The sequence below is a fragment of the Corynebacterium sp. 32222D000AT genome (genome assembly GCF_053546955.1).
The window spans coordinates 53,138-79,900 of record NZ_JBPPVW010000011.1 but is presented as its reverse complement, the minus strand read 5'-3'; the positions used below and the strand labels follow the sequence as shown (position 1 = coordinate 79,900).

Annotated in this window: 29 protein-coding genes; 8 read left to right on the top strand and 21 right to left on the bottom strand. The window is 68.7% G+C overall.

What is annotated here, in order from left to right; all coding sequences use genetic code 11:
- From ACEE23_RS08040 to ACEE23_RS08025, 4 genes are all read right to left on the bottom strand, one after another.
- Window positions 1-2,335: UvrD-helicase domain-containing protein (locus ACEE23_RS08040; protein WP_448873570.1), on the bottom strand; the 2,335-nt coding region annotated here is incomplete at its 3' end.
- A gap of 3 nt (window positions 2,336-2,338) precedes the next feature.
- On the bottom strand, window positions 2,339-3,118 hold the full coding sequence (locus tag ACEE23_RS08035) for a TIGR02569 family protein (protein ID WP_409338185.1): 780 nt from the start codon (window positions 3,116-3,118) through the stop codon (window positions 2,339-2,341).
- A 52-nt stretch (window positions 3,119-3,170) separates the two neighbouring features.
- Window positions 3,171-4,226 carry a DUF3152 domain-containing protein gene (locus ACEE23_RS08030; protein ID WP_368520193.1) on the bottom strand — a complete coding sequence of 352 codons (1,056 nt, stop codon included), beginning with the start codon at window positions 4,224-4,226 and terminating at the stop codon, window positions 3,171-3,173.
- An 80-nt stretch (window positions 4,227-4,306) separates the two neighbouring features.
- Window positions 4,307-4,531 (bottom strand): DUF3107 domain-containing protein, encoded by a 225-nt coding sequence (locus tag ACEE23_RS08025; protein WP_368520192.1) that lies wholly within the window; start codon window positions 4,529-4,531, stop codon window positions 4,307-4,309.
- A 130-nt stretch (window positions 4,532-4,661) separates the two neighbouring features.
- Here ACEE23_RS08025 and ACEE23_RS08020 point away from each other — a divergent pair, with 130 nt between their 5' ends.
- Together ACEE23_RS08020 and ACEE23_RS08015 are read left to right on the top strand one after the other, a co-directional pair.
- Window positions 4,662-6,008: a DEAD/DEAH box helicase gene (locus tag ACEE23_RS08020; RefSeq protein ID WP_368520191.1), complete on the top strand. Its 1,347-nt coding sequence runs from the start codon at window positions 4,662-4,664 to the stop codon at window positions 6,006-6,008.
- Window positions 6,005-7,258 carry an Rv3212 family protein gene (locus tag ACEE23_RS08015; protein WP_368521484.1) on the top strand — a complete coding sequence of 418 codons (1,254 nt, stop codon included), beginning with the start codon at window positions 6,005-6,007 and terminating at the stop codon, window positions 7,256-7,258. The genes ACEE23_RS08020 and ACEE23_RS08015 overlap by 4 nt, the downstream gene beginning before the upstream one ends.
- Here ACEE23_RS08015 and ACEE23_RS08010 read toward each other — a convergent pair.
- Window positions 7,255-7,728 (bottom strand): hypothetical protein, encoded by a 474-nt coding sequence (locus ACEE23_RS08010; RefSeq protein ID WP_448872805.1) that lies wholly within the window; start codon window positions 7,726-7,728, stop codon window positions 7,255-7,257. The two genes, ACEE23_RS08015 and ACEE23_RS08010, sit on opposite strands and share 4 nt — an antisense overlap.
- Before the next feature lie 602 nt (window positions 7,729-8,330).
- Here ACEE23_RS08010 and ACEE23_RS08005 point away from each other — a divergent pair.
- Entirely contained in the window at window positions 8,331-8,591 is a 261-nt protein-coding gene (locus ACEE23_RS08005; protein ID WP_070769720.1) for a WhiB family transcriptional regulator, read from the top strand.
- An 84-nt stretch (window positions 8,592-8,675) separates the two neighbouring features.
- Window positions 8,676-8,750: a 50S ribosomal protein bL37 gene (locus ACEE23_RS08000; protein WP_100227335.1), complete on the top strand. Its 75-nt coding sequence runs from the start codon at window positions 8,676-8,678 to the stop codon at window positions 8,748-8,750.
- Window positions 8,751-8,893: 143 nt separating this feature from the next.
- On the opposite strand, the gene ACEE23_RS07995 is transcribed toward ACEE23_RS08000, so the two are convergent.
- The 3 genes from ACEE23_RS07995 to ACEE23_RS07985 are packed head-to-tail and all read right to left on the bottom strand — an operon-like array spanning window position 8,894 to window position 10,458.
- Window positions 8,894-9,160, bottom strand: a complete 267-nt coding sequence (locus ACEE23_RS07995; RefSeq protein WP_290225173.1) for an anti-sigma factor — start codon at window positions 9,158-9,160, stop codon at window positions 8,894-8,896.
- Entirely contained in the window at window positions 9,157-9,744 is a 588-nt protein-coding gene (locus tag ACEE23_RS07990) for a sigma-70 family RNA polymerase sigma factor (protein WP_368520188.1), read from the bottom strand. Before ACEE23_RS07990 ends, ACEE23_RS07995 begins: the two co-directional genes overlap by 4 nt.
- Before the next feature lie 39 nt (window positions 9,745-9,783).
- Window positions 9,784-10,458 (bottom strand): SOS response-associated peptidase, encoded by a 675-nt coding sequence (locus ACEE23_RS07985; protein WP_448872802.1) that lies wholly within the window; start codon window positions 10,456-10,458, stop codon window positions 9,784-9,786.
- 20 nt (window positions 10,459-10,478) lie between these two features.
- On the opposite strand from ACEE23_RS07985, the gene aroA reads away from it, so the two are divergent.
- Both aroA and rsgA read left to right on the top strand, forming a co-directional pair.
- Window positions 10,479-11,771: a 3-phosphoshikimate 1-carboxyvinyltransferase gene (gene aroA / locus ACEE23_RS07980; protein WP_448872800.1), complete on the top strand. Its 1,293-nt coding sequence runs from the start codon at window positions 10,479-10,481 to the stop codon at window positions 11,769-11,771.
- On the top strand, window positions 11,764-12,771 hold the full coding sequence (gene rsgA / locus ACEE23_RS07975) for a ribosome small subunit-dependent GTPase A (protein ID WP_368520185.1): 1,008 nt from the start codon (window positions 11,764-11,766) through the stop codon (window positions 12,769-12,771). The genes aroA and rsgA overlap by 8 nt, the downstream gene beginning before the upstream one ends.
- Here the strand turns inward: rsgA and ACEE23_RS07970 are convergent.
- On the bottom strand, window positions 12,768-13,283 hold the full coding sequence (locus ACEE23_RS07970; RefSeq protein ID WP_368520184.1) for a DUF6912 family protein: 516 nt from the start codon (window positions 13,281-13,283) through the stop codon (window positions 12,768-12,770). The two genes, rsgA and ACEE23_RS07970, sit on opposite strands and share 4 nt — an antisense overlap.
- A gap of 1 nt (window position 13,284) precedes the next feature.
- Window positions 13,285-13,695 carry an HAD-IA family hydrolase gene (locus ACEE23_RS07965; RefSeq protein WP_368521480.1) on the bottom strand — a complete coding sequence of 137 codons (411 nt, stop codon included), beginning with the start codon at window positions 13,693-13,695 and terminating at the stop codon, window positions 13,285-13,287.
- A gap of 155 nt (window positions 13,696-13,850) precedes the next feature.
- Here ACEE23_RS07965 and ACEE23_RS07960 point away from each other — a divergent pair, with 155 nt between their 5' ends.
- On the top strand, window positions 13,851-14,231 hold the full coding sequence (locus ACEE23_RS07960; protein ID WP_070769712.1) for a hypothetical protein: 381 nt from the start codon (window positions 13,851-13,853) through the stop codon (window positions 14,229-14,231).
- Between the two features lies 1 nt (window position 14,232).
- Here the strand turns inward: ACEE23_RS07960 and ACEE23_RS07955 are convergent, their stop codons facing one another.
- The 10 genes from ACEE23_RS07955 to ACEE23_RS07910 form a co-directional block, all read right to left on the bottom strand.
- Complete coding sequence (locus ACEE23_RS07955; protein WP_448872797.1) at window positions 14,233-14,616, bottom strand: hypothetical protein; 384 nt, start codon at window positions 14,614-14,616, stop codon at window positions 14,233-14,235.
- Between the two features lie 91 nt (window positions 14,617-14,707).
- Window positions 14,708-15,172 (bottom strand): hypothetical protein, encoded by a 465-nt coding sequence (locus tag ACEE23_RS07950; protein ID WP_368520180.1) that lies wholly within the window; start codon window positions 15,170-15,172, stop codon window positions 14,708-14,710.
- A 34-nt stretch (window positions 15,173-15,206) separates the two neighbouring features.
- Window positions 15,207-17,762, bottom strand: coding sequence for a preprotein translocase subunit SecA (secA, locus tag ACEE23_RS07945; protein WP_368520179.1), 2,556 nt, complete (start codon window positions 17,760-17,762; stop codon window positions 15,207-15,209).
- Window positions 17,763-17,917: 155 nt separating this feature from the next.
- Entirely contained in the window at window positions 17,918-18,595 is a 678-nt protein-coding gene (gene hpf / locus ACEE23_RS07940; protein ID WP_368520178.1) for a ribosome hibernation-promoting factor, HPF/YfiA family, read from the bottom strand.
- 227 nt (window positions 18,596-18,822) lie between these two features.
- A complete protein-coding gene (locus ACEE23_RS07935; protein WP_368520177.1) occupies window positions 18,823-19,479 on the bottom strand; it encodes a ComF family protein in 657 nt (218 codons plus the stop codon).
- 10 nt (window positions 19,480-19,489) lie between these two features.
- The gene (gene lpqB / locus ACEE23_RS07930) at window positions 19,490-21,232 is read right to left on the bottom strand and encodes an MtrAB system accessory lipoprotein LpqB (protein WP_368520242.1); all 1,743 of its coding nucleotides are present in this window, start codon (window positions 21,230-21,232) and stop codon (window positions 19,490-19,492) included.
- Window positions 21,232-22,746: an MtrAB system histidine kinase MtrB gene (gene mtrB / locus ACEE23_RS07925; protein WP_448872958.1), complete on the bottom strand. Its 1,515-nt coding sequence runs from the start codon at window positions 22,744-22,746 to the stop codon at window positions 21,232-21,234. The genes lpqB and mtrB overlap by 1 nt, the downstream gene beginning before the upstream one ends.
- A gap of 105 nt (window positions 22,747-22,851) precedes the next feature.
- Window positions 22,852-23,556, bottom strand: coding sequence for an MtrAB system response regulator MtrA (mtrA, locus tag ACEE23_RS07920; RefSeq protein WP_368520176.1), 705 nt, complete (start codon window positions 23,554-23,556; stop codon window positions 22,852-22,854).
- Window positions 23,556-24,173 carry a dTMP kinase gene (locus ACEE23_RS07915; protein WP_448872954.1) on the bottom strand — a complete coding sequence of 206 codons (618 nt, stop codon included), beginning with the start codon at window positions 24,171-24,173 and terminating at the stop codon, window positions 23,556-23,558. Before ACEE23_RS07915 ends, mtrA begins: the two co-directional genes overlap by 1 nt.
- Before the next feature lie 21 nt (window positions 24,174-24,194).
- Entirely contained in the window at window positions 24,195-24,560 is a 366-nt protein-coding gene (locus tag ACEE23_RS07910; protein WP_448872956.1) for a DUF4259 domain-containing protein, read from the bottom strand.
- Window positions 24,561-24,675: 115 nt separating this feature from the next.
- Between ACEE23_RS07910 and ACEE23_RS07905 the strand changes: the two genes are divergently transcribed.
- Entirely contained in the window at window positions 24,676-25,434 is a 759-nt protein-coding gene (locus ACEE23_RS07905) for a hypothetical protein (protein WP_368520173.1), read from the top strand.
- 105 nt (window positions 25,435-25,539) lie between these two features.
- Here the strand turns inward: ACEE23_RS07905 and manA are convergent, their stop codons facing one another.
- A complete protein-coding gene (manA, locus tag ACEE23_RS07900; protein WP_368520172.1) occupies window positions 25,540-26,751 on the bottom strand; it encodes a mannose-6-phosphate isomerase, class I in 1,212 nt (403 codons plus the stop codon).
- Window positions 26,752-26,763 lie beyond the last annotated feature (12 nt).

Sequence of the window (26,763 nt, the reverse complement as noted above, 5' to 3'; positions counted from 1 at the left end):
GCGCGAGCTGCCGGGCGGCCTGCTCGCGGGCGGACTCGGTCTGCTCGGCGTCGCTGACCACCCGGCGCAGCGCCGCCACGAAGACCGGCACGGACAGCACCGAGACCTGCAGCGGATCCACCTCTGCCCCGTCTGGCAGCCCCGGCGCGCTCGGCGCCGGGGCTGTGGTGGGCAGGGCGCTGGGCACGGGCTGCGGGTGGGACTCGGCGGCCGGTTCGGGGACGGTCAGGCCCAGTTCCTTGGGCCACACGCTAGCGCGCAGGCGGCGGGTGGCCGCGCGGCGGGCGAACAGGGCCGGGAAGTTGATGGCCGGGGTCGCGAAATCCGCGATGAACCGGGAGGGTTCCTGGACCTGTTCGGCATCGGGGGCATCGATAGCCACGACCAGCAGGCGGGACGTGTGCCGGGTGGTGGCCACGTGGAAGAGGCGGCGCTCCTCGTGCAGGCGCTCGCGCAGGTGGCTGACCGGTACGTCCGGGTCAATGCCCTCGTCCACCAGGTCGACCAGGTCCGCCTGGTCGAAGATGGTGCCGGTCTCCCCCAGCGACGGCCACTCGGTCTCCTGGGCGCCGACCACGACCACGGTGTCGAACTCGCGCCCCACCGCGCCGTGGGCGGTCAGGATGTTGACCGCCTGCGGGGTGGCGTTGCGCCTGTCGCGCACGCCGGTGGGCAGTTCCTGCTCGGTGATGTGGCGGACGAAGGTCTCCAGGCCGGCGCCCGGGTAGCGCTCCACGAAGTCGCCGGCGGCGTCGAAGAGCGCCATCATGGCGTCCAGGTCCCGGTCCGCCTGGGAGCCGGTCGCGCCGCCGCGCAGGGCGGCCGCCTGCAGGCGCTCGGCCAGGCCCGTGGCGTTCCACATGGCCCACAGGATCTCCTCCACGCTGGCGCCGGCTGCGGCCTGCTCCACGCCCGCGCCCAGCACGCCGCGGACGCGCTCGAGCACGGCGACTTCCCGCTCGGTCAGCAGGTCGCCGAAGTCCGGCAGCGGGCCGGTGAGCAGCTCCCGCAGGGTCTCCAGGCCGCGCTGGGCCGGATTCCAGCGCCGCAGGCCGCGGATGAGCCGGCGCAGGGTGACCGGGTCCGCGCCGCCGACGGGCCCGGTCATGAGCTCCTCCAGCTGCGCGGTGCGCAGGGGCTGGTAGACCGCCTCGAGTGCTTGGACCATGGCCGCCACGAGGCGCTGCTCGGCCAGCACCACGTCCGTGGGATTGAGGTGTACGGGCACGCCGGCGGCCAGCAGGCCCCGGCGCAGCGGGGTGATATCCGCGACCGAGCGCACGATGACGGCGATATCGCGCCAGTCCACCCCATCGCTTAGGTGGCGGCGGCGGATGGCGTCGGCCACGGAGGCCTGCAGCTGGGCCGCGGTGGACACGATGTCCAGGCAGGCCGGCTCCGGCCGCCGCTGCGAGGCGCCCAGGTCGATGTGGTGCTCGGCGTCCAGCTCGTCGAAGAAACGGGTGTTGGCGCCGCGGAAGGCGAAGACCGCCTGCTCCGGGTCGCCGCCCACCACGGCGAGCTTCGCCTGCGCGATGATGAGGCTAAGCAGCTCGCCGGAGGCCGGCGCCAAGAGCTGCGCGTCGTCGACCACGATGGTGTGCCACTGGCCGAAATCCAGCTGCCCGGCGCGCAGGAGCACCTGGCTGACCAGCTCCGCGGCCGAGTAGGAATGCGCGCCGCTGAGTGCCATGACCTGTTCGTATTCCTCCAGGAAGTCCCCGGCGGCAATCCACATGGGGCGGGAGTGCTCGCGGCCTTTTTCGCGCAGGGATTCCGGCGACTGGCCGCGCTCGATGGCGCGCAGCAGGAAGTCGCGCAGCTGCCGGGCAAAGCCCACCATGCCCAGCGCCGGGCGGATTTCCTCCGGCCAGCTGGCCCCGCCGCCGGCGGCGTGGCCTTCCAGCAGCTCGCGGATGACAGCGTCTTGTTCCGCGCCGGTGATAAGGCGCAGGTCTTCGTCGCTGGCCTGGCGCAGGAGCGAGAAAGCCAGCGAGTGTACCGAACGCACGAGCGCCGCCGAGGAGGCGTAGTCGCCCAGGTGCGCCGAGATTTCGCGCCGCAGCGCCGCCGCGGATTCCTTGGAAAAGCTGACCACCAGCACCCCGGCCGGGTCCGCCCCGGAGCGCAGCACGTTCAGGACGGTGTCCACCAGAAAGCTGCTCACCCCGGCCCCGGCCTGGCCGGTCACCTTCCATACCCCGCGCTCCGGCAGGGGGTGCGGCCACTCGCGGGTGCCGGCGGGCTTCTCACCGGCCACGAGGCGCACCTCGGGCGAGGGCGGGAGGACTACGCCGCTGCGGGCGGTGTCATGGGGGTCATAGCGTCCGGTCATGCCCTAAAGTTTGGCACACACGCGGGACACGAGCATCTGCTCCACCCGCTGGATCTCCGAACGTACGTTCACGCGCGATTCCTCGTGCAGGGAGTTCACGTGGCGCCGGTAGGCCGCCGCGCGCAGCAGCAGCTGGTCGAGTCCCTCGATGTGGTCGAAGCGATCGCAGATAGCGTCATCCACGGCGCGGTTAATCAGCCCGTCGACAATCACCAGGGCCGTGGTGTAGCCCTTCGGCCGGGGCGCGGCGGTGGGCACGACTTCCACGAGGGCCGGCGGATTGTGGCCGGAATACAGCGTGGTGGCCAGCAGGTCCGCGTGCCCGACCACCCGCGGCAGGCCGGAAAGGTCCGCGTAGTACTCGCTGGTTTCCTCCCAGGCCGCGCGCTCGGCCTGAGCGAAGACGTCCGTGCGGCTTTCCGCGGTGCCGGCGAAAGGCGCCGAATAATCCGCCAGCTCGGCCTCCAGGCGCCCGGCCAGCAGCGCCGTCTCATCGACGCGCTTTTCCAGGTCCCCGGCCACGAACTGGGTCGCCTTCCAGCCGGCGACGGTGTAGCGCCCGTCCGTGGTCAGCAGGGGGCGGGCCACCCGCGCCCCCGGCACGCTGAGCTTCTCGCGCACCCGGGCCGACCAGGTCGCCGTGTCAGAGGCGAGCGCGTAGACCACGTCGCCCACGCGCAGGCCGTTGTCCCAGGCATAGCCCAGCTGCTCGGGCTGGCCCACGGCCGGACGGCCGCTGCTACGGAATGCGCTTAAGACATGCTCCGGAGGGTTAGAAATCACGTCCGGCTCCTTCACTCGGTTCGGGTTGGGGTTACGTCTCTAGTTGAGGTGTTTAGTCGTTACGGGCCTTGCCGTGGCCCGGGTCGTGGGGGTCTTCCACCCCCGGGACCGGGTAGGGCCACGGGTTGGGCTCGCAGGTGACGTCCTCGTCCGGGTAGACCTCGTCCGGGGCCTCGGCGTGCAGGGCCTTGTTGTTGAGCGAGATGGTCTGCTGCATCATCACCGGCGCCAGCTTGCCCTCGCCGCCGCAGGCCTGGTGCTCGGCGTAGCCGATGGCGTGGCCGAACTCGTGGTTGATGAGGTACTGGCGGTAGTTGCCCACGTCGCCCTCGAAGGCGCGGGAGCCGCGTACCCAGCGCGACTCGTTGACCACCACGGTCGAGTCCCCGGTGATCGTGGTGTGGCAGGAGGTCTCCATGCCCAGCTGCGCGCCGCAGAGCTCCGCGGTGGTCTCCAGGGAGGTCAGCTGGAAGCGGGTGTCCGGGTCCTCGTCGGCGCCCACGTGGACGAATTTGAAGGCCGGGTCGTTGGTCCAGCCGCGCGGGTCGGACAGGGTGGCGTCCACCATGCTGGCGAAGGCGGCGTCGCCGCCGTAGCTGGAGGTGTCAATGCCGTTTTCGATCTCCACCGAGTAGCGCACGGTGCGCACCTCGCCCTCCCCGACGTCGAGGCCTGGCGTGCCGACCTCGCGGTAGGTCTTGTCGCCGGCGCGGGTGAATTCGCCGCCCGGCGGCAGCTGGTCGATAGCGCCTTGGACGTCGCCGGCATCCGCCGGGTCGGGGCCGACGGCCGTGGCGTCATGGCCGGCCGTGGCGCTGTCCTGCTCCTGGGCGCGCGGGGAGCCGGCCTCCTCGCTGGGGCCGGTGAAGATGTCGATGAGCACCCAGACGGTGATGATCGCCAGGACCGGGATGGCCACCACGCGCCACCAGCCGTAGTCCGCGGCGAAGCGGCGCACCGCCCCGCCGGCGCCCCGGCTGCTGTCCTCGGCGCCGTGGCGGGCGGGTTCGGACAGGCTGGAATCCCCGGCCCAGCTGCGCTGGTCGTTCTCACCGCGCGGCTCGGCGCGGCGGTGGTGCCGGGGTTGTGGAAATTCCGAGTTCTCCATGGCCCTTAAGGTTACCCGGTGCCCGCCGGCGCGCCGCAAGCGGGCGGCCGGGCCGAAGGCCCCGGGCAGCGGTGGGAAAACTAGGCGCCGGCGAAGCCGACGGCGTGCGGCTTAACCGCGCCGATCTCGACGTAGACGACGCGATCGGTGCGCACCAGGTACTTGCGGCCCTTCTCGTCGGCCAGCTCCAAGGTGGAGTTGTCCGCCAGGGCGGCGTTGATGCGCTGGGCCAGCTCGTCCTGGGTGCCTTCGGCGTTGATGACCAGTTCCCGGGCCGTATCCGCGAAACCAAACTTGATATCCATGGGGTGAAAACCCGCCTTTCTGCGTCTTCTTCGTCTGCGGCGCACCGCGGTGCGCCAATTCCTGTTGTCTGAGCGCGAAGCCAAACAATCTAATGGCCCCCACTATAACCGTGACGGTTAGTATCGAGGTGTGTCTGACTCGCAAACGCCTTCCACCGTACCGCCGACCCCGACGTTTTCTCGCCTAGGTGTGGCCGCCGAGATCTGCGATGCCCTGGCCGCCCAGGGTATTACCCGCACCTTCGCCATCCAGGAGCTCGCGCTGCCGCTGGCGCTCAAGGGCGCCGACATCATCGGCCAGGCGCGCACCGGGATGGGCAAGACCTTAGGCTTCGGGGTTCCTCTACTCGACCGGGTCTTCGACGACGCGGCCCTGCCGGAGTGCGACGGCACCCCGCACGCCCTGGTCGTAGTCCCCACCCGCGAGTTGGCCCAGCAGGTCGGCGAGGATCTGCGGGCGGCGGCGGCCAACCTGCCGGTGCGCGTAGTCACCGTCTTCGGCGGGCGGCCCTATGCCGAGCAGATCGCCGAGCTGGAACGCGGCGCGGACGTCGTGGTCGGCACCCCGGGCCGCCTGCTGGATCTGCACTCCCAGCACCACCTGCGCTTGGACGCGGTGGCCATCCTGGTCCTGGACGAGGCCGACGAGATGCTGGACCTGGGGTTTTTGCCCGATATCGAAAAGCTCGCCGCCGCGGTGGCCGGCAGCCTGCAGCAGACGATGTTGTTCTCGGCCACCATGCCGGGCGCCATCTTGTCGCTGGCCCGCGGCTTCATGGACAAGCCGGTGCACATCCGCGCCGAGTCCGGCGAGGCCGACCAGACCCACGCCTCGACGAAGAAGATCAGCTTCCTGGCCCACCGCATGGACAAGCTGGCCGTGCTCTCCCGCGCCTTACAGGCCCGCGGGCGGGGCCGGACCATCATCTTTACCCGCACCAAGCGCTCGGCCGCCCAGGTGGCCGAGGACCTGGCCCAGCGCGGCTTCGCCGTGGCCGCCGTGCACGGGGACATGGGCCAGGCCGCCCGCGAGCGCTCCCTGGAAGCCTTCCGCTCCGGCGCGGTCTCGACGCTGGTGGCCACGGACGTGGCCGCACGCGGCATCGACATCGACGACGTCACCCACGTCATCAACTACCAGGTCCCGGACGATCCGCAGACGTTTGTCCACCGCATCGGCCGCACCGGGCGCGCCGGCCACACCGGCACCGCCGTCACCCTGGTCGGCTACGACGAGCAGGCCAAGTGGGAGGCTATCGATGCCGAGCTAGATCTCGGCCAGCACGACCTGCCCACCTGGTTTAGCACCTCCCCGGAGCTGGCCGAGGCCCTGGACTTTCCCGCCGAGGCCGGCGAGTCGGTCGGCCCGGCCCGCGCCGTGGTGGGCGGGGACCGCAAGCGCCCCGGGCGTGAGCGCGGCTCCGGACGCCCGCGCCGCCCGCGGACTCATGCCCGAGGCCGGGGCCGGAAGCGATGAGCCGCGCGGTAGTGCTGCGCGCTTCCCGCCGCGACTGGGTGCTTACCGCGGTCATCGCGGTGGTCTGCGTCGTCGCCGTGGTCGGCGCCTATTTTTCCGGCTCCCTGCGGGCCGCGGATCTGCAGCCGGCCGACGAGGCGGTCCCGGAACTGCCCGCCACGCTGGCGGAGATCCCCGCGCAGCTAACCCCAGCCTTCGAGCTGGCCAACGGCGCTGCCCCGCGGACCTCGGCCGGGGTCCAGCCCATCGCCACCAACGGGCTGATCATCGCCGCCGACGGGGACACCGTCCGCGCCGTCGATGCCGACGGCCACGACGTCTGGTCCTATACCCGCACCGATGCCCCGCTGTGCAGCCTGGCCACCGCCTGGGACAAGGTGGTGGCTACCTATCGCACCTCGGTCGGTTGCGGTGACACCGTGGCTATCGATGCCACCACGGGCCAGTACTCGGACACCCGCAGCGCGCTGAACTCGGAGGAGACCGTGCCGGTGGCCTCCAACGACCGGGTGGGCACCGCCTCCACCGACCGCGTCGAGCTGTGGCGCTCCGACATGGTGCGCACGGTGGAGTACGGCGAGATCCCCGCCCCGCAGGAGGCCAACACGCAGCCGCACCCGGAGTGCACCATCAACTCGGCGCTGACCCGCACCGAGCTACTCGTCGTCTCGGAGACCTGCCCGGACGCCGCCAACCGCGACTTCCTGCGCTTCCAGACCACGGAGCCGGAGGATTCCCGCGAGCCGGACGTTTCCGCCACCGCCGAGGTCGAGGCCGCCTCTGCCCGGCTGGTCGCCGTCGGCCAGTCCGCGGCCACCGTCTACGCGGAAGGTGAGACCCCCGAGCTTATTTCCTTGAGCGACGACGGCACCGTCACGCACCGGCAGGCAGTGCCCTCCTCGCCGGCGGTGAGCGAGTCCCCCACGCTGTTTCAGCCCGCCACCGCGGACCTGCCGCACCACATGACCTGGTTCGACGGCGCCCGCCTGTACCTTTTCAGCCCCAACGAGCTCAAGGTCACCCGGGTCATCGACGGCGCGCTCGGCACCGGGACCGCCATCGGCGACCGCCTGCTAGTGCCCACCGCAGACGGCATAGCCGTCTACGACTGGAAGACCGGCCAGACGGAGCGCACCGTGCCGGTCGACCGCGGCTCCTACCGCGGCCCGGTCCACCTGACCGTCGCCGGCACCAACCTGGTCGAGGCCCGCGGCGGGCAGCTCGTGGCCCTGCAGGCCGCGCCGGCTTAGAAGTTCTGCTGGAACCATTCCTGCGAGATGGGGTTGACCATCAGCAGGTAGATGCCCGCCAGGGCGGCGACCAGCGTGGCGATGCCGAGGGCGATGGCCCCGCCGGAAAACATCTGGAAGGAGCTGGCGGCCAGGATGAACTGCACCAGCAGCACCGCGCCACGCCCCCACCGGCGGCCGCGGGTCATGGCGATAGCGCCCACGATAACGAAGCCGAAGACGATGAAGATGAAGATCGCGGTGCCCAGGCCCAGGTAGTCGGTCGCGGCGGTCTCGGAGACCAGCGACGGGTTTTCCGGGTGGGTGGCTTCGTGCACGATCAAAAAGATGCCGAAGATGATGACGGCGATGGACTGGACGATGCCGATCCCCGCGCCCAGGCGGACCGTGGCCGGGGCACCCAGACCGCCGGCGCGGCCTACCGAGTTGCGGGCGGCAGAAGCAACGGATGTCGATTTCTTAGAGCTCACGGAGCTTAGTCTACGTTTTCCCGCCCGCGCGCCTCCACTCACCGTCGCGCTGGGCGCCGCACGGCCCGTTTACCCGCCGTAATGTTAACCGCGTTGTCTAGGGCACTGAGCGGGCGCCCGGTCCACCGCGCTCGGGTGTGGTCCGCCGATCCGGATTTGACCTAGGCATACCTTAGGTATTTAGCAGACAAAAACTGTCCGCGCAGGCCAGCGCCCTACCACTACCTGTCAGCTGCCTGAAATTCGGCAGAAGCTCCCCAAGCCACCGACATATAATTCGGTGATGTTGGCCACAATTTAGCCTTTAACCCTAGCGAAGTCTTTGTAAACGTGTCATTATCTTCAGGTAGCAAAAAAGACGAGCTGCCTAACCAGCTCCAAACTCTGCGCCAACGCAGAGTGAACGCCAGGTAAACCATGGCGGCAAGCGGAGGACTGACCTCGAGACCAGACACCCCGCGTTGCAGACCGGTCCTGGCACGCAAACCCCATGACATTAGGGCTTGGCTCTGATTTTCGGTGCGCCATTTTTGGTTGCTCCCGAATTCGGTTCCAAGTACCGGTGTTAAACGCTGTCGAAAATTTGTTAGGAGATATCAATCATGGATTGGCGCCACGAAGCAATTTGCCGCGACGAGGACCCCGAGCTGTTCTTCCCGGTCGGTAACTCCGGCCCCGCCCTCACCCAGATCGCCAAGGCCAAGCTGGTCTGCAACCGCTGCCCCGTTTCCTCCCAGTGCCTGAAGTGGGCCCTGGAGTCCGGCCAGGACGCCGGCGTCTGGGGCGGCCTGTCCGAGGAGGAGCGCCGCGCCCTGAAGCGCCGCCGCAACCGCGGCCGCGGACGCGCCCGCGTCTCCGCCTAAGGTAGGGCAATTTCGCCCCCGGCGTTGCCTGCCGCTACAGTTATTACCAGTTCATCTAACCGCTCTCTGCAAAGGAGTACCACCATGAGCAAGCGTGGCCGTAAGCGTAAGGATCGCCGGAAGAAGTCCGCTAACCGCGGCAAGCGTCCTAACGCATAATCACAGCTAAAAACACCGAGCCCGCCGCAGCGGGGATAACGCCTCCAAGCGTTAGGCCCCGTCGCGGCGGGCTTGTTGTCTCTTGGCCTCCCCCGCCGGCGCACCGAGACGCGGACAGCGCCGGCGCGGGGAGGCTTTGTTATTTACTGGTAGCGGATGGAGCGGATCTGGACGGTGATCCGCTGCCGCAAGGTCTCTGGGGCGTGGGTGGCCTTGTCGCAGGTGCGCACCAGCCGGCGCACGATCTGCTCGGTCTCCAGGCGCTCCATGCACACGTTGCACTCGGCGATGCGCGCCTGCACGGCCGCGCGCTGCTGCGGGCTCAGCGACTCGTCCAGCAGCTGGCACAGCAGTGCCTCTATCTCCTGCGAAGAGCAGTTACAAGCCCCGCGGTGGTTGCAGTTGCTCACTTGTCTGCCTCCATATCTGGGTGGTTTAGCCCGATGCCGTGCTCACGTGCTACATCCTTCAACGCTTTTCGCAGCAGTTTTCTTCCCCGGTGCAGCCGCGACATGACCGTCCCTAAGGGGATATCCATCACTTCCGCGACTTCCTTGTAGGCCAGCCCCACCACGTCGGAGTAGTAGACCACCATGCGGTAGTCCTCCGGCAGGTCGTTCATCGCCTCCGAAATCGTGGTATCCGGCATGGCCTTGAGCGCGGCGACCTCCGCGGACTCCAGGCCCGTCGAGTCGTGCCCGGAGGTCGTGTACAGCTGGAAGTCGGTCAGCTCGTCCGCCGAGGACTGCGTGGGGCGGCGCTGCGCCTTGCGATAAGAGTTGATGTACGTGTTGGTCATGATCCGGTACAGCCACGCCTTCAGGTTGGTGCCCTGCATGAAGGAATCGAAATTCTTATACGCCTTCAGGTAGGTCTCCTGGATCAGGTCCTCGGCGTCCTGCGGATTGCGCGTCATGCGCATCGCTCCCCCGTAGAGCTGATCCAGAAGCGGCATGGCCTGTTCCTCGAACGAGGCGGCCCGGTCTTTCGCCATTAACGTACTCCTTTAAATGAGCTTTCTGCCATAACCATCCTAGGCCCCGGCCCCTTGGGGCAGAAGTTCCGGGTAATCGTTGCGGATATTGCCCACTTCCTTCGCCGCCTGGTCCACCTGCCAGCCGGTGACCGGGCTGGGGTGCAAAAGCTCGGCGGCCTCTTCCGGGCTACCCTCCACCCACTGCCGGATTTCCTCCGGCGCCAAAAAGCGCGGCAGGCGGTCGTGCAGCCAGGCCATCTCCTCGGTGGCCGCGGTGGTCACGATGGTCGCCGAGAGCTGGTCCAGACCCGTGGCCCACAGGCCGGCCGCCCACATCATCTGCCCTTCGCCCAGCCACACGTAGTAGGGCATCTTGCCGTTGCCGTCGTCGTACCACTCGTAGTAGCCGTCCATGGGGATGAGGCAGCGCCCGGAGCCGGCCCGGCCGGCGAAGGCGTCGCGAAACGACGGCTTCTTCTGCACCGTCTCCGCGCGGGCGTTAAACAGCGGCGGGCCGTCCAAGTCCTTCTTCCAGTGCGGCAGCAGGGCCCAGCGCCCCGGATCCACCTGCGCGTAGGCCTCCTGGATGCGCACCACGGGCACCTTCTGGGTCGGCGCGATGTTATACCGCGGCCCCGGCAGGCCCGCCGGCGCGGAAACTTCCTCGATTCCGGCCAGCGCACCGACGGAATCGAGCAACGACTCGCTGAACAAGACAAAACGACCACACATGAACCTCTATTATGGCCTATATGGCAGATTTTTGGTTAGCCCCGCATCCCACCGGCCCCCTGCGCTGGGAGCAGCGCGTGCCTGGCTCTAAGTCCATGACCAACCGGGCCCTGGTCCTAGCCGCGCTTGCCGATGCCCCCTCGGTCATCACCCAGGCACTCATCGCCCGCGACACCGAGCTGATGATTGCCGCCCTGCGCGAGCTCGGCGCCGAGATCGAGGTGAAAGACGCCACCACCGGCCCGGAGATCCACGTGACCCCGGGCGAGCTGCACGGCGGGCACATCGACTGCGGCCTGGCCGGCACCCTGATGCGCTTTTTGCCGCCGGTGGCGGCCCTGGCCGGCGAGCCGGTCGCCTTCGACGGCGACGAGCAGGCCCGCGTGCGCCCCATGGGCGCCATCCTGGGCGCCCTGCGCGACCTGGGCGTCACCGTCGAGACCGCCGACGACTGCCTGCCCTTTAGCATCTCCGCCGAGCACACGCCCGCCGGCGGTAAGGTCACCATCGACGCCTCCCAGTCCTCCCAGTTCGTCTCCGGCCTGCTGCTGGCCGCCCCGCGCTTTGAAAACGGCATCACCGTCCACCACGTCGGCGGCGAAATCCCCTCGCGCCCGCACATCGAGATGACCCTGGCCATGCTGCGCGAGACCGGCGTGACCGTCGACGAGGACGGGGACACCTGGACCGTCCACCCCGGCCCCATCAACGGCCGCGAGTGGAGCATCGAGCCGGATCTGTCCAACGCCACCCCGTTCCTGGCCGCCGCGGCCGTGGCCGGCGGGCGCGTGACCGTGCGCGACTGGCCGGCCGTGACCACCCAGGCCGGGGATCTCATCCGCGACGTGCTCTTCCGCATGTCCGTGACCGTCGAGCAGGCCCACGGGCAGGTCACCGTCGTGGGCTCCCCCGGCGCCCGCCTGCGCGGCATCGACTACGACATGTCCGCCCTCGGCGAGCTGACCCCCACCGTGGCCGCCCTCTGCGCGCTGGCCGATAGCCCCTCCCGGCTGACCGGCATCGCCCACCTGCGCGGCCACGAGACCGACCGACTCAGCGCCCTAGCCACGGAGCTCAACGGCCTGGGCGGCAACGTCCGCGAGCTGCCCGACGGGCTGGAAATCACCCCGGCGCCCCTGCACGCGGGCCGCTGGCACACCTACGCCGACCACCGCATGGCCACCGCCGGGGCGATCCTGGGCCTGGCCGTTGAGGGCATCGAGGTCGAGGACATCGCCACCACCGCGAAGACCCTCCCGGGATTTGCCGAGCTGTGGGAGACCATGGTCTCCGAAGGCAGCGCGCATGCCTAGGCGCCACTACGACGAGTCCGACGTCCACGTCCGCCCCGGCAAGGGCTCGCGGCCGCGCACGAAGGACCGGCCCAAGCACAAGGACGCCAAGTTCGGCATGGTCATCACCAAGGACCGTGGCCGCTGGGGCGTGGCCTTAGACGACGGCCCCGTGGTCACCTGCATGCGCGCCCGCGAGCTGGGCCGCACCGCCATCGAGGTCGGCGACCGCGTCGGCGTCGTGGGCGATACCTCGGGCCGTAAGGACACGCTGGCGCGCATCGTCAAGCTCGCCGAGCGCACCTCCGTGCTGCGCCGCACCGCCGACGACACCGACCCCTACGAGCGGATCGTGGTGGCCAACGCCGACCAGATGCTGATTGTCACCGCGGTAGCCGATCCGCCGCCGCGCTCCGGCTTCGTCGAGCGCGCCCTGGTGGCCGCCTTCGTGGGCAATGTTCACCCCATCCTGTGCCTGACCAAGACGGACCTGGCCGACCCGGCCCCCTTCGCCGCGGAATTCGCCGACCTGGACATCAGCGTGGTCTACGCCGGCGTCGAGGACGGCCTGGAGCAGGTCAGCGACGCCGTCACCGGGCACATCACCGCGCTCATCGGCCATTCCGGGGTGGGCAAGTCCACGCTGGTCAACCGGCTGGTGCCCGACGCCGACCGGGAGACCGGCGAGGTCTCCGCCGTGGGCAAGGGCCGGCACACCTCCACCCAGTCCGTGGCGCTGCCGCTTCCCGACGATAACGGCTGGATCATCGACACCCCCGGCATCCGCTCCTTCGGGCTGGCACACGTCGATGCCGACACCGTCTTAGGCGTCTTCGAGGATCTCGCCGAGGCCACCGAGTCCTGCCCGCGCGGGTGCACGCACGCCGGTCCCCCGGCCGATCCCGAGTGCGGGCTCGACGATCCCGCCCTCATCCCCCCGGATTCGGCCTCGGCCCGGCGCGCGGCCGCGGTGCGCAAGCTGCTGGCCGCGCTGCGCACCAACGTCGACTGGGAAAACTAGAGCAGCTCCACCAGGAAGGGCAGCTCGCTCGGGTCGTAGAAGGCCATGAAGTTGTCGAGGGCGTCGCCCACGGCCAGCTCGGCGTCCTCGTCGCCCAGGTCCGCGGTGTCGATGGCCTCGATGGCCTTGGCGGTCGCGGTCTCCGATTCCGCGATGTCGACGTGGATGGCGGCCAGCTGCTCGGTGGTAATCAGCGCCGGCTCCAGCTTCACCACGGGCTCGCCCATCTCCGGCTGCGGGGTGACCGCCTCGGCGGGCACGTCCACGGAGATGACCACGCGCCGGTGCGGGAAGTGCTCCTCGTCGCCGATGGCCAGCAGCCGCAGCGACGCCATGGAGGCCTCCAGGAAGGCCGAGTAGGCGATTTCTTCCTCGTCGCCGGCGGTGTAGAACTCACGCAGGGCGTCGGTGACCATAAAGCCCCAGCCCGAGCGGGCGTGCAGCTGGCCAGTCTCCTTCAGCTCCGTGAGCATGGCGAAGGTGGCCGGCAGGTAGACGCGACAATCAGCCATCTTAGAACTCGCCCTCGATGTCGAAGACGGCCTGGATCTCAATGCTGGAGCGGTCGAAGACCGTATAGAGCATGCCGAGCAGGCCGAACTCCACCGACGCCTTGACGTTGACGATGTTGTCGTCCACGAAGACGCAGTCATTGACGGGCAGGTCGAGGGCGTCGGCCGCCGCTTGGAAGGCCGCGGGCTCCGGCTTTTCCGCCCCGATCTCGCCGGAGAGCATGACCGCGTCCACGATGCCGCGGTACTCCCACTCCCGGATTGCCTCGGCGCCGGGGCCGCCCGGGTCGTTGGACAGGATGGCCGTCGCCACGCCCTGGGCCTTGGCTGCGGCCAGGAGGTTGCGCCAGCGCTTCACGTCTTCGTCGGTGCCGTCGAGCACGCCGACGTAGTCCACAATCAAACCACGCATGAGTTCTCTTTCTTCTTTCGCTTCGGGTTCTATTTCCCTCTAACCCCGCAAATTATAGCGAAGAGGCATTTCACGCGCCTCCACCCCTTTCAGCAAACTCCCAGCTTGGGTTCCTCGCCCTGCGCACCACCCCGGCGCGTGCCAGAATACGGCCTATGTACGCCCCCATTCCCGGATTCGCCCACCTGCAGCTATACGTGCCGGCCGACCCCATCTCCTATGACCGTCAGCCCACGCCCATGGACGAGGAGGTCAAGGAGCGCGCCCAAACGCTTATCCGCCAGGTCATCGAGACCGCCGCCGGGCGCCGCCCGCTCAGCCACGTGCGCTCCGAGCGCTTCCCGCCGCGGCTGGCCAACCACCTGTCCGCCTGGCTGCGCACTCGCGGGTTTAGCCTGCCGGCGCGCCACGATCTGGTCGCCGTGCACGCGCACGCCAACGGGGAGTTTTACGGCACAGCCACCATCGGCGTCACCCAGCACGCGTTCACGGGTTCCTACGAGCAGCACCGGCTCGTATCCTTCCGGCTGCTCTAGCCTAGAGCGAGCCCAAAAACATCAGGACCTGCGTCCAGTCGACGGCCGACCACGCGGCCGCCGATGCCCCCACCGCCGCCAGGATCCCGCCCAGCGCGGCGCCGATGCCCCACACGGGCACCCCGGCGTCGGCATCGCTAGCGGCGCCCTTGTCGTTTTGAAAGTCGGCCGCGCCCGGCGCGGCGGCGTCCTCGGCCGGCTGGGGTAGCGCGCTATCTTCTGCCTGGCCTGCTTGGTCCTGAGCGGCCTCGACCCGCTCGAGCCACTCGCCTACTGTCTCCTGGCCGCCGCTTAACGCGGTACGGGACTCGTAGCTATCGGCGCGGTAGTTTTCCGTCGGCGCGGCGCTCGCCCCCGCCGGCGCGCCGAGCAACGCTGCGGTCACCAAAGCCGACAGGGAAGCCAGACGGCTTCGGCGGCGCGGCGTTCGCATAAAAACTCCAGTCGATTAGTAGGTACTTATCAAGGGCTTAAGCCTACCTCAAGCCGGCTCCCGACGCAGAATTTCCGTGCTCCGCGCGGCGGCCGGCCCAGAACACGAGGCCGACGACCACGCCCAAGCCCACCACCAGACCGGTGTTGAGCAGCATGAGGCCGACCGGCCACATGCCGGTCGAGTCGCTGAGCCCCGCCTGCACGGACCAGGCGAAGCCAAAGCCCAGCGTCGGACCCGTCACCGCGCCCAGCGCGCCGGCGCCGGTGCGGGGCACGCGCCAGGCCACCGCGGCGGTCAGCGCCACCATGGCGATGGCTGCCACGGCAATTTGCCACGCGGCGTAGTGGGCGTGGTTGCCCCAGCCCAGGCCCAGCAGCCAGGCGCCGACGCCCCCGACGAAGCCGGCGGCGACCGCCTCCCCGGCGCGGGCCCGCCAGACAGAAAAAATGGCGGCAGCTACCAGCAAGGCGCTAAACAGCGCCCAGGTCAAGGTAACTGCCACCACGGAAAACCTGCTTTCCTAGCGGGGTGAGGCTTCTCTACGCCTCAGAGGCGGAGCCGGACTCGGCGTTTTCTTCCTCGGTCGCGAACTGCTTGCGCAGCAGGAAGAGCTGGCGGACGGTCTCTTCCTTCACGCCCTCGTTCATGGCGCGGAACATGTCGCCGCCCTCCTTCTGGTACTCGACCAGCGGGTCGCGCTGCGCCATCGCACGCAGGCCGATGCCTTCCTTCAGGTAGTCCATCTCGTAGAGGTGCTCGCGCCACTTCTGGTCGATGATCGGCAGGATGACCATGCGCTCGGTGTTGCGCATCTGCTTCTCGCCACCGATGGCGGAGATCTTCTCCTCCAGCTCGTCGTACTGGTGCTGGGCGTCGTCGGTCAGGGCGTCGCGCAGCTGCTCCGCGCTCAGCTCGCCCGGCGAGCCGTACTCGGAGCCGTCCACCAGTTCCTCGGCGCTGACCGACGGGCCGTAGAGGGAGTCCAGGGCCTGCCAGAGCTTGTCCAGGTCCCAGTCCTCGACGTAGCCGGCGGCGGTGGCCGCGGCCACGTAGTCCGAAACCGTGTCGTCGATCATGGAGCGGATGTTGTCCTTGATGTCGCCGGCGTCCAGGATCTTGTAGCGCTCGCCGTAGACGACCTTGCGCTGCTCGTTTAGCACCTCGTCGTACTTCAGGACGTTCTTGCGCATTTCGAAGTTCTGGTTTTCCACCTGGGCCTGCGCGCCCTTGATGGAGTTGGAGACCATCTTGGCCTCGATCGGGACATCGTCCGGCACGTTGAGCCGGTTCATCATGTTCTCCATGGACTGGCCCACGAACCGCACCATGAGCTCGTCGCGCATGGACAGGTAGAAGCGGGTCTCGCCCGGATCGCCCTGGCGGCCGGTACGGCCACGCAGCTGGTTATCGATACGGCGGGACTCGTGGCGCTCGGTACCAACCACGTAGAGGCCGCCGGCCTCGCGCACCTCGTCGCCCAGGCGCTTGGAGCGTTCCTTCTCCTCCTCGATGTGGTTATCCCAGGCTTCCTGGTACTTCTCCTCGTCCTCGAAGGGATCCAGGCCCTGCTCGCGCAGCTTCATGTCCAGGATGACCTCGGGGTTACCGCCCAGCACGATGTCGGTACCGCGGCCGGCCATGTTGGTGGCGACGGTGACCTGGCCCGGGCGGCCGGCGCGGGCGATGATGTTGCCCTCTTCCTCGTGGTGCTTGGCGTTGAGCACGGTGTGGTCGATGCCGCGCTTGTCCAGCAGCTGCGACAGGTACTCGGAGCGCTCCACGGAGGTGGTGCCCACCAGCACCGGCTGCTTGTTCTGCACGTGCTCCGCGATGTCGTCGACCACCGCGGCGAACTTGGCCTCCTGCGTCTTGTAGATGCGGTCGGAGTGATCCTGGCGCTGGTTCGGCTTGTTGGTCGGGATAGGCACCACGTCGAGGCCGTAGATGGAGTGCAGCTCGGCGGCCTCGGTCTCGGCGGTACCGGTCATGCCGGAGATCTTGTCGTAGAGACGGAAGTAGTTCTGCAGCGTGACCGTGGCCAGCGTCTGGTTCTCGTTCTTGATCTCGACGTTTTCCTTGGCCTCGATGGCCTGGTGCATGCCCTCGTTGTAGCGGCGGCCCGCCAGCACGCGGCCGGTGAACGAGTCGACGATCATGACCTCACCGTTGCGCACGATGTAGTCCTTGTCGCGCGTGAACAGTTCCTTGGCCTTCAGCGCGTTGTTGAGGTAGGACACCAGCTGCGAGTGCTCCGGGGCATAAAGGTTATCGATGCCCAGCTGGTCCTCGACGTATTCCACGCCCTCTTCCAGCACGCCGACGGTGCGCTTTTTGTGGTCGACCTCGTAGTGGATGCCCTCGCGCATGCGCGGGGCCAGCTGCGCGAAGACCCCGTAGAACTGGGAGGAGCCGTCCACCGGGCCGGAGATGATGAGCGGGGTACGGGCCTCGTCGATGAGGATGGAGTCCACCTCGTCCACGATGCAGAAGTTGTGGCCGCGCTGGACGATGTCGTTCAGGCTGCGCACCATGTTGTCGCGCAGGTAGTCGAAGCCCAGCTCGTTGTTGGTTCCGTAGGTGATGTCGCAGGCGTAGGCCTCCTTGCGCGCCGGCGGGCGCATCTCGGAGAGAATGACGCCCACGGACAGGCCCAGCCAGCGGTGGACACGGCCCATCATCTCCGCGTCGCGCTTGGCCAGGTAGTCGTTGACCGTGACGATGTGCACGCCCTTGCCCTCGAGGGCGTTGAGGTAGGCCGGCAGCAGCGAGGTCAGGGTCTTGCCCTCACCGGTTTTCATCTCGGCGACGTTGCCGAAGTGCAGGGCCGCGCCGCCCATCAGCTGGACGCGGAAGTGCTTCTGCTGCAGCACGCGCCAGGCCGCCTCGCGGACGGTGGCGAAGGCCTCCAGCAGGATATCGTTGAGTTCCTCGCCGTCGGCGAGGCGCTGCTTGAATTCGTCAGTCTTGGCCTTGAGCTCGTCGTCGCTGAGGGCGGCGTACTCATCTTCCAGGGCGATTACCCGGTCGGCCATCTTTTCCAGGCGCTTGACGGTGCGCCCTTCGCCGGCACGCAGCAGCTTCGAAAGTCCTAACACGTAGTAGTTTCCTTCTTTGTCGCGACACGTAAACTAGTTAACTCCGTGCCATTGTACCCACCAGAGGCGGTCTCACTATCTCCGCCCCGGCCCAAAAAGACACGAAAAAGCGCCCAGCACCCGGCGGGCGGGCAGCTGGGCGCAGGATGGGCTAGCTAGTTGTTAGCCTGCGCACCCTCGGCGTCTTCGGTCAGGGTGATAAGACCGTAGTCGAAGGCGTGGCGGCGGTAGACGACCGCCGGCTGCTGGGTCTCGGAGTTGATGAACAGGTAGAAATCGTGGCCCACCAGCTCCATCTCGCTCAGAGCATCATCCACGGTCATCGGGTTGGCCGGGTGCTCCTTGGTGCGCACGATCTGGCCCGGGCGCTGCTCCTCGATGGAGTCTGCGTACGGATCGACGTAGCGATCTTCCTTCGCCGGAGCGGCGTTGCGCTCGGCCTCGGCCTCGGCGACCATCTCCGCGGCGATCTCGCCGGTGCCCTTCTGGGCGCGGTGGCCGGACTTGACGTTCTCGCGGCGGACCTTCACCTTGCGCAGGGAGCGCTCCATCTTGGCCAGGGCGGTCTCCAGCGCGGCGTAGAAGGAATCCTCCTTGGCCTCCGCACGGGCGATGTGCCCCTTGCCGGTGGCGGTGATCTGGATACGGTCCGACTGGGAGTCACGGCGCGGGTTCGGCTCGTGCTGCAGCTCGACGTGGAAGAAGGTCAGCGTCGGATCCAGCCGCTCGATCTTGGCCAGCTTGCCGGTGACGCGCTCCTGGAAGTGCTCCGGCACCTCCACGTTGCGTCCCGTGATGGTTACCTGTGCGTTGGTGGCCTGTGGCTCGGTCATTGACTTGCCTCCCTAGATTTGGCTGGGGGCGCGCAATCCCGGCGCCCCCGGGGGACTATTGGACTCGTCCTGCTGAGATCCCCACCCCGGTCATCCACCGGCGGAAACCGTGTGAATCCGGAGGCTCAAACCTCAACCTGTGACACCCCTCATCATACCAGTGGTCATAACCATTCCCCACCAAAGGTTGGAATTACATTTCTGTTCACCCCCACGCCAGTCCCCCTCTAGGCGTCGGCGAGCACCAGCCCCGCCCGCACCAGCGCGCCGGCCGCGCGCAACTTGTCGGCGGTGTTGATGAGGGTGGCGCCGGTGGTCACCACGTCGTCGACCACGACGGTGGCCCGGCCCACCAGCCGCGGGTCGGCATCGACGGCCACGGCGTCGCGCATATTCGCCCACCGCAGGTCCGCGTTCAACCGCGACTGGTCGGCCACGCCGCGGCGCAGGCGCGCGCAGTTGACCACGGTCAGCGGCAGGCCGTCGCCCAGCAGCCGGGCCGCGTGCTGGCACATGTGCAGCACCGGGTCCCCGCCCCGGGCCCTGGCTGACGATGCCCGCGTCGGCGCCGGCACCACCACCAGCCGCGGCGGCAGCACGCCCTGGGCCACCAGCTGCTCCAACCCGGCGGCGATGACCGCGCCGGCGTACGGGCGCACCGCCCGGTTGTGGTACTCCTTCATCTGGATGATGAGGTTGCGCCGGATCTCCGAGTACGGGCCCAGCGCAAAGATGGGCGGGTCCAGCAGCGTGCGGCGGGAAACGCGGTGCGGCGGGGTGCGCAGGTGCTCCCGGCAGGCCGCGCACAGCACCTGGCCCGGGGCCTTACACCCGGCGCAGGCGCGCGGGACTAGCAGCTCCCCGACCTGCTGCCAGACCCCCATCGCGCGCCGCCTAGTTGCCCACGATCGGGGCCGCGCGCACGCCCTGGAGGCCGGGGACCTCGCGCCAGAACACGGAGTCGGACTCGCCGGACGGCAGCCGCAGCAAGGCGTTGGCGTCGGTCAGATAGACGGTCGTCGGCGAGGCCGCGACGGAGACCACCGGGGCGGTGATGTTGCCGCTGGGCAGCGTGGTCAGCGAGGACCCGTCCTGCTCGATGCGCCAGACCGGCGTCTCCGTGGACGAGGTGCCCACCACCAGCGAGCCGTCCGGCTGCCAGTCCAGCGACAGCGCGTTGCGGCCCAGCTCCGAGGCGAGTTCGCGCACGTTGACGATCCGGTAGTCGCCGTCGGTTTCCTGCGCCACCACGCCGGAGTAGACCGCGCCGCCGATGATGAAGGCCACGCGCGCGCCCGTCGACGACAGCCGCATCACCGAGATCTCGCCGTCGATGCCATCCAGCGCGTCCGCGTTGATCTGCTGCTCGCTCACCTCGCCGGTGGTCGAGCGCACCACGCGGTAGATCTTCTTGCCGTCGACCGCGACCCACGCGCCCCGGCCGGTAATGCCGAAGGTGGGCCGGGTAATGCTCTCGCCCTCTAAGGACTCGGCCACGTCGCCGTTGAGCGTCCCCAGCACCAGCTGGGTCTTATCCGCGCCCTTCTTGCGCACGGCCGCGAACGTCTCCTCCGCCGAGATCTCCGCGGACTCCACGTTGCCGGCGTTCGCCGCCGGGTTGTTCAGCGGCTGCGTCTCGTTGCCGCTCAGGCGCACCACGTTGCCGTTGGTCACCGCGTACAGCGAGGTGGCCGCGTCCGTGTTCGCCTTCGGGTTGTAGTCCGCGAAGTCGTCGGTGGTTAGTTCGTCGAGGCCTTCGACCAAGGGGGCATCGTCGGCCACGACCCGGTAGGGCCCCGGGATGCCGGCGGTGGACAGGGTCCAGACCAGCTCGGCGGCGAACCGGGTGCGGTCCTCCTGGCTCATATCCGACATGCCGGTGAAGTGGTAGACGCCGTCCTCGATGCCGCCGAAGTTGGCCTCCCGCGGCACCACCGACATCGTCGCCGGCGCCAGCTCCTCGGCCGGGCCCTGCAGCAGCAGGGTGATGAGCTCGGTGTCCAGGGACTCCTGGCCCGTGGACAGCCAGCGGCGGTCGCTTTCCAGCGCCTGGCCGGTGTGCTCGTAGAAGAATAGGGAGTGCGGCTGGTAGCGGTTGCGCAGCTCCGTGCGCTCGATGACCACGACCTCCGGCAGGTCCGAGATCCGCCACTCGCCGTCCACCTGGGTCATATGGATCTGGGCCTCGAAGTCGCCGTTTTCGGAGGTATAGGACCCGCCCTCCGAGAGCGTACCGATGACCGATCCGCGCACGTTGAAGCTGCGGCCGCCCTCGGTGGAATCCGCCTCGGCGTTGGTGATGATGTCCAGCGAGTCCACGATGAGCACCTGCTGGTCTGGGTCCCAGTCCCCGGCCGCCTCCTCGGTCATAAAGGAGCGCGCGGCGGAATAATCGCCGGCCGGCAGCGCCGAGGCAGCGTAGAAGTCGCGCAGCAGCAGGTCCGGTTCCTCGCCGGCGCGCGGGCCCATGGACGGCTCCGGGGTGGCGGCCGGCTCGAAGGAGTGCAGCACTTTGGGGCTGGAGTTTTGCGGCAGCGTCGAGCACGCCGAAAGCGTCAGCGAGGTCGCGGCCAGCACGGCGACGACGGCGCGGGCCGGACTGGCCGTGCTGGCCGAGCGCCGGTGGGTCTGTGGCATCACGGCTGACCTCCCTTCGGGTCATTCGGGGCCTTCGGGTCCGCTAGCGGCGTGGGCTCCGGCACGTAGAGGTCCAGCGGGGCCTCCTCCACGGCCTCGCCGGGCACGCGCGGCAGGATCAGGCGGAAGCAGGACCCGCGGCCTAAGGTGCCCGTCGCGTCCAGCGTACCGCTGTGCAGCACGGCGTCCTCGCGGGCGATGGCCAGGCCCAGGCCGGTCCCGCCCGAGTGGCGCTTGCGGGAGGAATCCGCGCGCCAGAAGCGGTTGAAGACCAGTTCTTCCTGGCCCTCCTTCAGGCCCACGCCCTGGTCGGTGACGGTCACGGCCACGGCTGTGTCGTTGGCGCCCAGGTGCACGTCGACCGGGTTGCCCTCCGAGTGGTCGATGGCGTTGGCCAAAAGGTTGCGCAGGATGCGCTGGACGCGCCGGTCGTCGCCCTCGAAGTTGATGGGCTCGTCCGGCAGGTGCAGGTTGACCGCCACGCCCAGCTCGTCGGCCAGGTGATCGACCTGCCCGAAGGCGGCGGTCACGCAGTTGCGCAGGTCCAGCTTGTTGGTGGACAGGTCGGCCACGCCGGCGTCGTGGCGCGAGATCTCCAGCAGGTCGGCCAGCAGCTCCTCGAAGCGGTCGAGCTCGCGGCTCATCAGCTCGCTGGCGCGGCGGGTGGAAATATCCAGGCTGTCCGCGTTCGCGGCGATCATGTCCGCGGCCATGCGCACCGTGGTCAGCGGGGTGCGCAGCTCGTGCGAGACGTCGGAGGTGAACTGCCGCTGCAGGTCGCCGTATTCCTCCAGCTGTGTAATCTGCTTGGACAGCTTGTTGGCCATGTCGTTGAAGGACTGGGCCAGGCTGCCCATCTCGTCCTCGCCCTCGACGGCCATGCGCTCGCGCAGGTGGCCGGCCGCCAGGCGCTGGGCAATCCGCGAGGCCGAGCGGATGGGCGTAATCACCTGCTGGGTCGCCAGCCAGGCGATGCCCACCAGCAGCACGATGACCACCACCGCGGCCGCCGAGAGCAGGCCGCGCATCAGCGCCAGCGTGGATTCCTCCGACTCCATGCTCATCACCAGGTAGACCTGGGTGTCCGGGATGTCGGACTCGGTGGGCGTGCCGACGATCATGGCGTTGTACTTGGTACCATCCCCGTGGTCGATGGGCGCGTACTGGACCATCACCTGGTCGTGGGAGACGCCGTTGCGCAGCTCCGTCGGGATGCGGTAGCCCTCCGGCGAGGTGGTCACCGAGCCGTCGGAGCCGTTGACCACGATCACCGGCTCGTAGGAGGCCTGCGTCTCGCCGCTCTGGGAGCCCAGCTGCGTCAGGGAGGCGCGCGCGGAGTTAATGCGCACCTGCACCGAGTTGGCCGTGCCCGTGGCCGCGATCTGTTGCTCCACCGCGATCCGGGCGCGCTCCAGCTCCTGCAGGGCGACGTCCTGCTTCTGATCCACCAGGCGGGAGGTCAGCACGGAGACCAGCGCGTAGGTCAAAATGACCATCACCACGGTGGCGGCCATAAAGATCAGGCCGATGACGCGCACCTGCAGCGAGGTGCGCCACCACTGGATGGCGGAGTCGCGGAATTGTCTGAAGCGGTCCAGGATGGCAGTTACTCCCCCGGCTTATTCGGCGCCGGCCGGCTTGCCGGCCTTGTAGCCCACGCCGCGCACGGTCAGCACGATCTGCGGATCCTCCGGGTCGTGCTCAATCTTGGCGCGCAGGCGCTGGACGTGCACGTTGACCAGGCGGGTATCGGAGGCATGCCGGTAGCCCCAGACCTTCTCCAGCAGCTCCTCGCGGGTGTGCACCTGGCCCGGGCGGCGGGCCATCTCCACCAGCAGGTCGAATTCCAGCGGCGTCAGGTTCAGCTCGCGGGAGCTCCCGTCCGCGTTGCGGCGGGTCACGGTGTGCTCGGGCACGTCGATGACCAGGTCGCCGACCTCGATCATCTCCGTGGTCGCGGTGTCCGTGCGGCGCAGGCGGGCGCGGATGCGGGCCACCAGCTCCTTCGGCTTGAACGGCTTGGTGATGTAGTCGTCCGCGCCGGACTCCAGGCCCAGCACGACGTCGACGGTGTCCGTCTTGGCGGTCAGCATGACAATCGGCACCGAGGAGACCTGGCGGATGCTGCGGCAGATGTCCACGCCGTTCATGCCCGGCAGCATCAGATCCAGCAGGATCAGATCCGGGTCGTGGCGTTGGAACATGGGCACCGCGTCGTTGCCGTCGGTCACGGCGATGGGCTCCATGCCCTCAGACTCCAAGACGATGGTCAACATCTCCGAGATCGCCGGGTCGTCATCGACCACCAGGATTGTCGGTGCCACTACTTCTCCCCTACCAGTTGTCGTACAGCTTGAATAATCATATCGCTATCGGCTGTAGCTATCCAACGCGCCGCCCACTCGCGGTCGGCCAGCGCGCGGTAGGCCGCGGCGGTGCGGGCCTGGAGGCCAGCGTCCTTTTCGTAGGCGTCGCGGGCCCGGGTGGCATCGTCAGCCGCGCGGCCCTGGGCGCGGGCCCCGGCCAGCTCGACGTCGGTGTCCAGGAAGACCTGCAGGTGCGGCTTGGGCAGGCCCAGGCGCTCGAACTCCAGGTTATAGACCCAGTCCGTCACCGCGTCATCCTGCAGGCGCGCGGCCGAATACGCCGCATTCGATGCCACGTAGCGGTCCAGCACCCACACCTCCGGCGCGCGGTGGGCCGCCAGCAGCTGCTCCTTGGCGCCCCAGCGGTCCAGGGCGAACATCGTGGCCATCGCGTAGGCCGAGTCCGTCATATCCCCCATGCGGCCGTACAGCGCGTCCTGGGCCAGCTGCGCGTGGATGGAGTCGGCGTACCGCGGGAAGGCCAGCGTGTGGATCTCCCGGCTGATGGCCTCGCGCAGGCGGGCCACCAACGTGTTCTTGCCCGCGCCATCGATGCCCTCTATGGCAATAATCACAGCAGTGCGTCACCTTCTCCTTTAAGCCAGGGCCTCGAGGAAGGGCTCGATGTCGGCGTCGCCCGCCTCGCCCGGCTCGGCCGTTTCCAGCAGCTCCGCGGCCTTTTCGTTGAGCTGCTCGTCGGAGCTGCCGGCCAGGGAGCGGATGAACGGGTACTCCGCCACGACGTCGCCGGCGCTGAACGGCGCGCCCGACCAAATGGCGGCGATGGTGGCGGCGGCCAGGCCGTTGGCGAGCTCCTCGTCGGTGGGCTGGGCGGAATCGGCAGCGAGGACAACGGCGTCCCGCACGGCTTCTACGACCTCCTCTTCTTCGAGGGCAGACAGCTCATCGAGAAAATCGGTGTTGCTGTCGCGGGTGAAAATCTCTTCGTCCCAGGTGCTCACTGTGATCTCCTTCGCAAGGTGAATTTGGCTCCCGCACTAGCGGAAGTCGGGTATCAGACGTTAAAGTGCATGGTACTGTTGTTATCGACTTGTTACCATGGAAGGGGACCGCACGGTGAATACTGATACGCGCCGCGTCGTCATCTTCGTCGTCGTGGGCCTGCTCGTGGCCGCCGGCGTCGGGGTGAGCGTCTGGCACCTCGGTGCGCCCAAATCCTCTTCCATGGACGATAATGCCACGCCGGTGGCCAACAAGCAGCTAACCAGCTCCGAGGAGAAAGCAACCACCTCGTCGAGCTCCACGTCCAGCACCGCGCCTTCCGACCGCCGCGATCGCGACGACGCGAAGGACAACGACGGCAACCAGCACAGCTCCCGCGAGGACGCCAAGTTCTCGGCCCCGCAGGCCAACGATCCGTTCCTGGCCCCCAACTCCGTGGTGGACGCCCAGACCGCGCCCGCCGCGCCGACGACGTACTACCGCCCCGACAACCTCTCCGCGTCCCAGGGCCAGCAGAACCAGCAGGGTCAGCAAGGTCAGCAGGGCTCGCAGAATTCGGGCCAGCAGGGCACGCAGATTCAGCCGACGCAGCCGGGACAGCCGACCCAGCCCGCGCCGACTACCCGCCCGGATACCAGCGAGGAGCCGTCGACGACCACCGAGCCGCAGCCCAGCAGCCCGAACCAGCCCGCGCCCTCCCCGACCATCCCGGGCCTGCCGGCCGAAGAGAACAACGGCCACCTGGAGATCCAGATCTCCGATCTCCTGCCGGAGCCGGCACAGCAGCAGGCCCCGCCGGCCGAAGAGCGCGGCGAGACCCGCGACGCGCCCGAGCCCACGGAGGAAACCGCGGGCGAGCCGGGCAACAACTAAGCGCGGCGGCACTGGGCGCGCCGGCGCTAAAAGCGCCCGGGGCTCAAGGCGCCCGGTGCTAGGGCCGCCTGCAGCTTAGGCGCCTGGCGCTAGAGCGTTTGGCTCCTAGACGCTGGCGACGAAGAATTCCGCCGGGCTATCGCCGGCTGCCAAGTTGACGCGGCCATCGGCGGCCGGGGCCCAGGCGCCGCGGCCCGGGGTGAGGCGGACACCGCCGGCGGTGGCGCCGTCGCCGCGGGTGCACAGCACGATGGCCGGCCCGTCGAGTTCGACGGTGGCCTGCGCGCCGGCATCGAGGGCGTAGCGGCGCAGGGAGAACTCGTCGATGGGCACCGGGTAGTCGAAGACCTCGCAGCCGGCCGCCGGGTTCGCGTGCCCCGGGTGGACCTGCGGGTCGGCGACGGCCTGGAAATCCAGCACCTTGACCAGCTCGGGCACGTCGACGTACTTCGGCGTGAGCCCGCCGCGCAGCACGTTGTCCGAGTTGGCCATCAGCTCCACGCCGAGGCCGTGGACGTAGGCGTGCAGCTGGCCGGCCGCCAGGAAGACGGCCTCGCCGGGCTGCAGCACGATGTGGTTGAGCAGCAGCGCGCCCAGCACGCCGATGTCCCCGGGGTACTGCTCGTTAATCCCCAGCACGGTGCGCACGTCGCGCACGATCCACTCCGGGGTGCCCGGGGCTGGGGCGGCGACCAGGCGCTCGCCCGCCGTCACGATGTCCGCGATGAGCTCCTTGCGCACGCCCGCCGGGATGGTGATCCAGGTGGTAAACAGCGCGCGCAGGCTGGCGCCCTCGGCGGCGGGGTCGTCGTCGAGCATGGACAGGTAGCGCTCCAGGCTGGGGCAATCCAGCGCGGCGAAGAGCTCGCGCGTGCGCGCCAGCGGCCTAAAGCCCGCCATGGCATAAAACTCCGTCAGGGCGACGATGAGCTCCGGCTTGTGGTTGTCGTCCTTGTAGTTGCGCTGGGACGAGTCCAGGGCCACGCCCTGGGCGTTTTCCCGGGCGAAGCCCTCCTCGGCCTGGGCCTTGGACGGGTGCGCCTGCAGCGAGAGCACGTCCTCGGCCGCCAGCAGCTTCAGCAGGAAGGGCAGGCGGTCGCCGTGTGTGCTGCGCACGCGGTGGCCCAGGTGGGTCTCCGGGTCGCCGGCGATGACCTCGTCGAGGCGCGTGCCGTCCAGCGTCGCCGGGGCGGCCGGGTGGGCACCGAACCAGAGCTCGGCCACGGGGTTGTCCCCCGCCGGCTGGCCTAAGAGCTGCGGGATCATGGTCTTGGATCCCCACGAATAGTTACGCACCGAACTATCGAGCAACTTCATGCGGTTTATGGG